We start from the raw sequence: 7,149 nt of genomic DNA on the forward strand, positions 1-7,149 counted from the left end.
CCTTGGGGGATCCCATCGTGACCGGAGCCCAACGCCATTTCTGTGTTAACGCTTAATGAATCGTTCGGTTGGAGTACTGATCGAACGGATCTTCGTCGCGGTTCTTGCGTATGAGCCTCAGCTTCCTGCGCATTCTCCGCCGTTTGAGCCGGCGCCACAACGATTGGACATCGAGGCCGTAACGATAATAAGCGAACCATGCCAGGCCAAAAAACATACCGCCGAGATGGGCGATGTGATTGACACCGTCTCCCGGGGACCATGCGACCAGGGCCAAGAATTCAAGCGCTCCGAATCCGAGAACGCAATATTTCGCTTTTACCGGAATGACGAAATAGAGATAAATGACACGATTCGGGAAGAGTACGCCGAAAGCGAGCAGAAGCCCGAAGACGGCGCCGGAAGCTCCGATCGTCGGCGTCATGGAATTCCATCCCATGGCGATCGACGTCAACCCCGCACCGATCCCCGTCACAAAATAATATCGGAGAAAGGCTTTGGTTCCCCACTGCCGCTCCACATCGGCACCGAACCACCAGAGCGCCAACATATTCATCAGAAGATGAAAGAACTCTCGGTGCACGAACATGTACGTGATCGGCTGCCACCACGCGTAGTCGTGCGTGACGGAATACGGGACGAGCCCCAAAAGTTGCGGCAGTAACCGGGCGTACGGAACCTGAATATCGAGGCCGTCGAGGGTTTGAAGTACGAAGCCGCGCTGAGCTACGAGCTCCAAAAACAGGTAGGTCAGGCCGTTAATCCAAAGAAAGATGCGTACGGCGGGCGTGAAGCTCCCCCCCAGGCTGAGCCGTACCCGTTCCAACTCAGGCTTCATGGGAATATCTCTATAATAACTGCCGGCACCCTTCCCGGTCAAAGCTAAAAACCTAAGAATCTAAAATACTTAGACTTTTGGCTTGGGTGGCAAGCGAGGAGGGGATTCCCCCTCAATTCTTCCTCGAAGGTAGTAGCCGATAGCTACGCCCAAAATCATCGAAAGAGGTATCGCGTAAAGATGAGGGAAAAGGGGCATTCCAAAGATCTTCTTAAAGGCTTCATCCATGGTCACACCTTTGCGTGTGTGATCGATTGCTGTTTTTGGTACTTCCCTTTCTTATCCGCGTACGATGTTTCGCAGATTTCGTCGCTTTCGAAGAAAAGAACCTGGGCAATCCCTTCGTTGGCATAAATTCTGGCCGGCAAGGGCGACGTATTGGAGATCTCCAGCGTCACGAACCCCTCCCACTCGGGTTCGAACGGTGTGACGTTCACGATGATTCCGCAACGGGCGTACGTCGATTTTCCAACGCAGAGGGTGATGATGTTTCGCGGAATCCGGAAATACTCCACGGTCTGAGCCAGGGCGAACGAATTGGGGGGAATGACACAAACATCTCCCCGGAAGGAAACGAACGATCGTTCGTCGAACTTTTTGGGATCCACGACGGTGGTGTTGATATTGGTGAAGATCTTGAATTCATCGGCCACACGGATGTCGTAACCGTAACTTGACAGGCCGGAGGAGATGACGCCATCCCGCATCTGTTTCTCCACAAAAGGCTCGATCATCTTTTTTTCCTTCGCCATTTTGCGGATCCATCGATCTGATTTCACAGGCATCCGAAACCTCCCGTTCCACGCAACCGAATTGCGTCCGCTAGGCGGGCGCCGCCGCAGCCGGCAGTTGAGTGATTTGATTCCGAAGCGCCAGCATCTCCAGCGCAAATCCCGCTTTCTGGCACGCGAGTCCGGCCGTGCGCCCCGAATCGGCGGCTTTCGAGCCTTTCCCCGCCACACACAGCAGTACCGTGAGCGTCCTCCCCCGAAACGTCACCGGATAAAAGGAGAACACGCCGTCTTTCGGAAGCCGGAGAAGCTCGACGCTTTTGAGATCATCGATCGTGGGGGGAAGTCTTCCGACGTAAGGTGCGGCGGTGTCGACGACGGTTTGAATAATCGTTCTCGTACCGAATGGGATTTTCACCGCCGCGAATTCTCGCGCATGAACGGGGAATCCCCTCACGATCCATCCCCCAATGTGATCCTTCCTCACGACATAGATCGCCATTTGCGGAAACGAGTTTCCCAAGAAATCGAGAAGGGCGTCGAACACCTCCTCCTTCTTCCCGGCGCGCACGAGACGAACCGTGTAGTCGGCAAGGGAAAGATCGGACTTGATCGGTTCGAACTTCCCCGCGTAATCCGTCTGAACGTCAGTACTGATGTCGTAGGTCAATTCACCACTGGAAGCCGAGTCCTTTTCCGGCATGCGAATGTAACGGATATCGCGCGCGACGTTGTAATAGCGTTCCAGGGCCGCTGCAATCCAGATTTCCGGAGCCACGACGATTTGAATCGCCTTGCCGGATTTAAACCCAAGTTGATCGATGGCCTCGACATCCCGGGGATCGCTGATTGCTACGCGGAGCTTCCCGGTCATGCCAATCGGAACCACACGATGTTCCTGGGCGAATTCTTTCGAGACCTGTCTGATCACGTCCGGAGAGATGTTTTCGAATTCTTCCATGGTCGCGGAGGGAACCCTAAGTTGCTCGGCCAGGACTTTCGCCAACTGGGTATCCTCGATGAATCCTAGCTCGACCAAATTGGTTCCCAGTCGGCCACCGTACGTGCGTTGAGCCTCCAACGCCTTGTCGACCTGTTCCGCCGTCAAGATCTTCTTTTTAACCAGGAGTTCGCCTAACCGTAATGCCATGCCTAACGCGAGCCTACCCAAGCTTTTTTGGTTTTGAAAGGAACGGCAAAGCTCGATAGAGTGACCCGCGCATGATGAGACCCTACGTCGTCACCCTTCCCTACTCGGAAAGGGAGCTGGGGAAAGAGGCCAAAAAATGCAGTCTGGAAATCAGCCGTAACCTCGCATCCCTTCTTGCGCTGATGTTGAGAGCGCAGGGCGCAAAATGAGCCTCCCGTTCGAGCCTCTCTCCCCCGTCATCCGCCTGCGAAACTCCTTCAATCGTCCGTACGATGACGCGATCGCCGCCGCGCGGACCTGCTATTCGTCGGATGTGGTGGAGGCGGTCGACGTCACGGCGAAACAGCGCGACTCCATCGGACCGCTGACGTTCAACGCCGGCCATCACACGATCTATCAGCACGCGACGTTTGAATTCAGCCTGGAAAACATTTCCCGGCATTTCGTCTGGTCGATCTTGCATAGTTTTCCCTTTTACAATTCGGACCAACAGAGCCAGAGATACGTCCGATTAAATGAAGTCCGGGCTTTTCTTCCTCCACCGGAAAAAATGACCGGGAAGGCGTTCCAACTCTACCGATCGGCGGTCGTCGAGGGTTTTCAGACGTATCGGGAACTCGCCGAGATTTTGAAGGCCGATACGCTTCGGATCATGGGGAAAATCCGCCACCTCGACCGCCACCCACATCCCCGCCTCGAAAAGCAGGTCGTCCGGGAGGCGGACAAGAAAGCCATCGAGATCGCCCGCTACGTCCTTCCAGTGGCGACGCACACGGCCATGGTTTACACTTGCTCCGGTTTGGTTCTGCATCGATTGTGGAGACTGATGAACGGGGGAGACACACCGACGGAAGCCCGAACCGTGATCGGCGCGATGGTTCAGGCGGTGAAAGAAATCGACCCCGACTTCTTCTCGAAAATCGGCGATCCGCCGTTGGAACGAGAGGAGATCCCGGAGTCGAGCTGGGTAGACGCGGGCCCCGCCGATTACGATCCCGCCGAGTGGGATCGCGAATTAGCTCCGTATCGGCTGTCCAAACTGATGGATTACACGGCAAACGGCGAGAAAGTGATCGCGCAATCGATGCGCATGGCTCTCGGGTCGGCCGTGACCTCTCGGTCCTCTTCGGACCTCGTCCGGCTGGCCCTCGATCCTCACGTAAATCGTTATCGCATCGAAAAGATCGACCTCTCGGCCCAGTCCCCGGTGATGCGAACCCTTCATCACGTTTATTACACGTTCCAGAAGCGCCTGAGTCATTCCGCGGATTCCCAGAATCAGCGCCACCGCATGGTTCCGGGCACCCGCCCGCTTTACCAGTTGGTGGATACGGCCCGACCGGATTTCTTCAGGCCGATGTTGATCGAACGGAATCCCAAAGCGCTCGAAATGTACGATCGGCACATGAAAAAAATCTGGAAGGCCAAAAACGACCTGCTCGAGATGGGCGTACCCCGGGAATTTGCCGTTTACGTTCTTCCCAACGCCGCCAACGTCCGCTTCATGGAATCGGGGTCCCTTCTCTTTCTATTGCACAAGTGGACGCAACGAACCTGCTTGAACGCCCAAGAAGAGATCTTTCACGCGTCGATGGAAGAGGTCGAGCAGGTCACGAAGGTCCATCCCTTCCTCAAGGATTTCGTCGGTCCTCCTTGCGTCGTCCGGAACGGCGTCGCTAGCCCCCGATGCACCGAGGGGAGTCATTTCTGCGGCATTCCCGTTTGGCGGGATTTTCCCAACGTTCAAAGGGAATTGTAATTTCTTCAAGCGAAGTTCTATGACGTAGCGTTGCGGGTGGCGAGGCGGGGGTCCCCATTGCGAGCCAATGGCGAGACAATGGGGGTGAACGCCGAGACCGGAGCCCGCAACGCAACGTTATAGATGTGACCTATCTTTCTTTGCACGTGCAGCCGCTGCGCGCGGCTTCACGGAGCGAACTTCGCAAGGCATCGAACCGGATATCGTATTTGGCCGCCTCCTGACGGTCTTTCAGGTCGCCCTGGATCACTTTCTTGAGTTTGTAAAACTCCACACGGTCATAAAGTGTGTCGATCGAAGCGCTCCCCCGATCAATCTTTTGTTCGAGCTCGAACTCGCACGTGCTTAAATCGGGGAAACGGATCGGTCCGAGAAAACTGCTCCCCCATCGTTTGCATACCGGCGCGGTCGGCCTCTCAACCAATTTAAAACTATCCTTCACCTCGTGTTTGCCACCGCCACCTCCGGCGGAAGAGTCGTAACCGGGATCGTAGAAATCATCCTCGTCTTCAAAATAATCGAAACCGGTTCCACCATTTGGGTTTCCAACCGCCGGTGGAACGGCTGTCGGAGGAGGGAACGGCTGTGTCGGATCTTGCGGATTGGGTACAAAGCCCGGCGCCGTCGGCGCGGGAGTAACCCAAGCTGGCGGGGCGGAGGGGTCATAGTACGGCTGCTGTGGAGCGGTGGATTGAGCCCACGCTGCCGCAGCGAGCCAGTTTGCGCCAAGCAAAACTATGTAAATTCGAGCACTTACACGCATGAGCGTCCCGTATCCTACAGAATCTGCAGATTTGATGCCATTAGTGGACCTCCGGAGGCTGGCTACCTTGCTGAACTTCTTGGAGAAATTCCTGAAAAAGGCGCCGTCGACTCTGGGCGTGCAGAACGTGCGATTCCCGAAGGTCGAGCAGGGCCAGCAAGGTCATCACACCGGCAATCACAATTACCGAGAGGACATACGTAGCAAACCAGACCGGACGCTGGGCGGAGAGGGTATGTCGAAGAACACACAAGAGAAGCACTTCCGTCAAGAGACAAAGGGAGATAATAACGCGCAGCATAAGGCGCCTCTTGGAATAAGGATAAAGTTCGTTCCTCGTACGCTGGTCTGCTCGATAGAGGCTGACTTCCCGCGCGGTAAAGAGAAGAATTCCGAACGTCAGAACGCTCGCAAATATCCAGGACGCACCCGGCACCATGGCGAAACGATCTTAGCACAGCCCAATGACCGCCTTGCTGGTTCCCCCGGGGGTCTGATAAGAGCCCCAGCCTACCATGCAATCGAGTAAAATAGGCATCGTCGGGTTCGGGAACCAGGGGGAAGCCTGGGCGCTTAATCTTCGGGACAGCGGCTGGAACGTAACGCTGTTCTTACGGCCACGATCGAAAGGACGGCGCCAGGCCGAAGCTCTGGGATTTCGAACGGAAGTGATCGGTCCAAAGCTTGAGGAAATCGCTGTTCTCGCACTTCTCATTCCCGATGACGCCATGCCCGAATTTTGTTCCCGGTACAAGATTCACTTGAAGCCGGGACAAAGTCTCCTGTTCGCCCATGGATTCACGCTTCACTACCAAACAGCTGCGTGGCCAAACGAGACCGACTGGATTTTGGTGGCTCCGAAAGGAATCGGAACCGCCGTTCGCGAGCGATTTATCGCGGGCAGCGGTGTTCCGGCCGTCTTGGCCGTCGCGAACGATGCGACCCGCCACGCGTGGGAAGTCGCCAATCGGGTCGCCGAAGGAATCGGATCTTTGCGCGCCGGAACGTACCGCGCGACCGTCCGAGAAGAGGTTGAAGCCGATCTTTTTTCGGAACAGGCTCTTTTAACCGGCGGTCTTCCGGCCCTTGTCGAAGAAACTTACAATGTATTGGTCGATCGAGGTATCTCGCCCGAAGTGGCCTATCTGGAATGCGTACATGAATTGGCGTTCATGGCCGACCTTTTCCAGAAACGGGGAATCCACGGCACGCTTCAGTTCGCCAGTCCTACCGCGCAGTTCGGGGGAATTCAGGGAGGGCGACGTGTGATTTCGCCCGACGTGCGCCAAAACCTCGAAGATCTGTTTGAGGAGATCCGGGCGGGGACATTCGCGGGCAACCTTACCCGGGAAGCGGAGACCGGGTTTCCGGCGACGCGCGAAGCTTTGACGAACTTGAAGGGAAGCCTGGTCGAAATCACCGGCCGAAAAATCCGGCGCCGAATCGAACGCGGGAGAGCTTAGTGTCCCGGAAAACCATCGTGGACATTCTTCAAGCGAAGGGACGCGAAAAAATCGCCGCGCTCACGGCATACGATTTTCAAACGGCAAGAATGCTCGAAGAGGCGGGCGTCGATATTCTTCTTGTAGGCGACTCGCTTGGCAACGTCATATACGGCTACGAAAACACGTTGGCGGTCACCATGAACGATATGATCCGGCACACGGCGGCCGTTTCGCGCGCGGCCCAATCCGCGCTGGTGGTCGGAGACATGCCGTTCGGCTCCTATCAATCGTCCGAAAGCGTCGCGACGAAAAACGCCATTCGCTTCTTGGCGGAGGGTGGCGCTCAAGCCGTGAAATTGGAAGGGGGTCGACCGATGGCCTCTACGATCCGCCGGCTGGTCGAGATCGGAGTTCCGGTCATGGGCCACGTCGGTATGACGCCGCAATCCGTGCACCAATTCGG

9 protein-coding genes are annotated in these 7,149 nt (G+C 56.1%); 4 read left to right on the forward strand and 5 right to left on the reverse strand.

Annotation, left to right across the window (positions count from 1 at the left end; all coding sequences use genetic code 11):
• Positions 1-52: 52 nt before the first annotated feature.
• The 3 genes from VI895_02155 to VI895_02165 form a co-directional block, all read right to left on the reverse strand.
• Positions 53-838 (reverse strand): rhomboid family intramembrane serine protease, encoded by a 786-nt coding sequence (locus VI895_02155; GenBank protein ID HLG18601.1) that lies wholly within the window; start codon positions 836-838, stop codon positions 53-55.
• A gap of 230 nt (positions 839-1,068) precedes the next feature.
• Positions 1,069-1,623 (reverse strand): dCTP deaminase, encoded by a 555-nt coding sequence (dcd, locus tag VI895_02160; GenBank protein ID HLG18602.1) that lies wholly within the window; start codon positions 1,621-1,623, stop codon positions 1,069-1,071.
• Positions 1,624-1,660: 37 nt separating this feature from the next.
• A complete protein-coding gene (locus VI895_02165; protein ID HLG18603.1) occupies positions 1,661-2,719 on the reverse strand; it encodes a hypothetical protein in 1,059 nt (352 codons plus the stop codon).
• Positions 2,720-2,790: 71 nt separating this feature from the next.
• Between VI895_02165 and VI895_02170 the strand changes: the two genes are divergently transcribed.
• Together VI895_02170 and VI895_02175 are read left to right on the forward strand one after the other, a co-directional pair.
• Entirely contained in the window at positions 2,791-2,928 is a 138-nt protein-coding gene (locus VI895_02170; GenBank protein ID HLG18604.1) for a hypothetical protein, read from the forward strand.
• The gene (locus tag VI895_02175; protein HLG18605.1) at positions 2,925-4,478 is read left to right on the forward strand and encodes an FAD-dependent thymidylate synthase; all 1,554 of its coding nucleotides are present in this window, start codon (positions 2,925-2,927) and stop codon (positions 4,476-4,478) included. Before VI895_02170 ends, VI895_02175 begins: the two co-directional genes overlap by 4 nt.
• Positions 4,479-4,608: 130 nt before the next feature.
• Here VI895_02175 and VI895_02180 read toward each other — a convergent pair whose 3' ends face one another.
• Together VI895_02180 and VI895_02185 are read right to left on the reverse strand one after the other, a co-directional pair.
• Entirely contained in the window at positions 4,609-5,241 is a 633-nt protein-coding gene (locus VI895_02180) for a hypothetical protein (GenBank protein ID HLG18606.1), read from the reverse strand.
• 40 nt (positions 5,242-5,281) lie between these two features.
• Positions 5,282-5,680, reverse strand: coding sequence for a hypothetical protein (locus VI895_02185; protein HLG18607.1), 399 nt, complete (start codon positions 5,678-5,680; stop codon positions 5,282-5,284).
• Positions 5,681-5,756: 76 nt separating this feature from the next.
• On the opposite strand from VI895_02185, the gene ilvC reads away from it, so the two are divergent.
• Together ilvC and VI895_02195 are read left to right on the forward strand one after the other, a co-directional pair.
• On the forward strand, positions 5,757-6,704 hold the full coding sequence (gene ilvC / locus VI895_02190) for a ketol-acid reductoisomerase (GenBank protein HLG18608.1): 948 nt from the start codon (positions 5,757-5,759) through the stop codon (positions 6,702-6,704).
• Positions 6,704-7,149 (forward strand): 3-methyl-2-oxobutanoate hydroxymethyltransferase (locus VI895_02195; GenBank protein ID HLG18609.1); only part of this gene is annotated, 446 nt, incomplete at its 3' end. The genes ilvC and VI895_02195, both read left to right, overlap by 1 nt.

It is taken from the genome of Bdellovibrionota bacterium, from assembly GCA_035292885.1.
Lineage (GTDB): Bacteria > Bdellovibrionota_G > JALEGL01 > JALEGL01 > DATDPG01 > DATDPG01.

Excerpts from the sequence above, each read along its gene's own strand:
- VI895_02155 (HLG18601.1), bottom strand. The coding sequence starts at position 838 with ATGAAGCCTGAGTTGGAACGGGTACGGCTCAGCCTGGGGGGGAGCTTC.
- dcd (HLG18602.1), bottom strand. The coding sequence starts at position 1,623 with ATGCCTGTGAAATCAGATCGATGGATCCGCAAAATGGCGAAGGAAAAA.
- VI895_02165 (HLG18603.1), bottom strand. The coding sequence starts at position 2,719 with ATGGCATTACGGTTAGGCGAACTCCTGGTTAAAAAGAAGATCTTGACG.
- VI895_02170 (HLG18604.1), top strand. The coding sequence starts at position 2,791 with ATGATGAGACCCTACGTCGTCACCCTTCCCTACTCGGAAAGGGAGCTG.
- VI895_02175 (HLG18605.1), top strand. The coding sequence starts at position 2,925 with ATGAGCCTCCCGTTCGAGCCTCTCTCCCCCGTCATCCGCCTGCGAAAC.
- VI895_02180 (HLG18606.1), bottom strand. The coding sequence starts at position 5,241 with ATGCGTGTAAGTGCTCGAATTTACATAGTTTTGCTTGGCGCAAACTGG.
- VI895_02185 (HLG18607.1), bottom strand. The coding sequence starts at position 5,680 with ATGGTGCCGGGTGCGTCCTGGATATTTGCGAGCGTTCTGACGTTCGGA.
- ilvC (HLG18608.1), top strand. The coding sequence starts at position 5,757 with ATGCAATCGAGTAAAATAGGCATCGTCGGGTTCGGGAACCAGGGGGAA.